Raw genomic sequence first — 1,177 nt, 5'->3', positions numbered from 1 at the left:
GGCTCTCCTCTCAAACATCTCTCACTGGAGTAGTCTTGCTCCCCACGAAGAACCTGCACTTTTAACCAAACGTATTCTTGATGAATCGGGGTATACTGATTTTTGGGCACAAGACAAATCTCCAGATGCTCCAGGGCGTCTTGAGAACCTTAAGGAACTTGTGAATGCGATCCAAGAATTTCCAAGCCTTGGTGGGTTTTTAGAACACATTTCTCTCATCATGGACAACGCTACTCAAAATCAAAGCGATCAAGTCACCCTCATGACACTTCATAGTGCCAAAGGGCTTGAATTTCAAACCGTCTTTCTCGTCGGATGGGAAGAAAATGTCTTTCCCCATGCCCGTGCTTTAAATGAGCAGGGAAAAAAGGGCCTTGAAGAAGAGCGGAGACTTGCTTATGTGGGCATCACCCGAGCGCGCTCGAATGTCTACATCACCTACGCTGCCAATCGCCAGATCTATAACCAGTGGCAATCTTCTTATCCTTCTCGTTTTATCCAGGAGCTTCCGAAAGAGGATATTGAGCATGAAGGGCTCCAAGGGATGCATTCTTCTCAGAATTTTAAAGAAAAACCCTCTCTTTTTCCTTCTAACTCGAAATTCTCGGAAAAAAAAGAATTTTCCCCACCGCGGAACACTCAAAGGCAAAGCCTCTATAAAATTGGAGAGCGTGTCTTTCATGAAAAATTTGGCTATGGCCTCATCCAATCGATCGATTATGATAGATTAGAGATTGATTTTGATAAGGCAGGCTCTAAAAAAATAATGTCTGATTTCATTTCAAAGGTTTCTAGAGACAAGAATTAAATCCCCATTTGCATTAAAAATTGAGATCATAATCCTGTTTTGAATTACAAATCATGCCATTTAGAGACTCTTAAAATATTTTTCCGCTCCACAAGTCTTTCAAAAAAACATCATAAGGATAAATTATTATCTCTTTGTCATTTATATTCGTTACCCTTTTATTGGGTTCTGTTGAAACAACACACAATTTACACTCGGGAAAATCTTCTCCGAAGAGAGCTAAACCATTTAAGTCTTTTTTCCGAATACGATTCGATATTTTTACCTCACCTTCGGTCAGGCCCACGCCCGACGTCAGCAGGTTGGTGTAAAAACCGAGGCGATGCGCCTCGGCCACCAGCACCTCCAGGTCGTCCCGCACCATCGGCT

General features: G+C 42.3%; 2 protein-coding genes. One reads left to right on the top strand and one right to left on the bottom strand.

The window, feature by feature from the left end:
• Positions 1-808: 3'-5' exonuclease (locus B7Y67_RS18685; RefSeq protein WP_293599914.1), on the top strand; the 808-nt coding region annotated here is incomplete at its 5' end.
• 70 nt (positions 809-878) lie between these two features.
• Here the strand turns inward: B7Y67_RS18685 and B7Y67_RS18680 are convergent.
• A partial coding sequence (locus B7Y67_RS18680) for a hypothetical protein (RefSeq protein ID WP_293599915.1) occupies positions 879-1,177 on the bottom strand: 299 nt, incomplete at its 5' end.

The sequence above is a fragment of the Polynucleobacter sp. 35-46-11 genome, from assembly GCF_002281105.1.
Note: the sequence above shows the minus strand (reverse complement) of the source record. Positions and strands in the feature narration are given on the sequence as shown.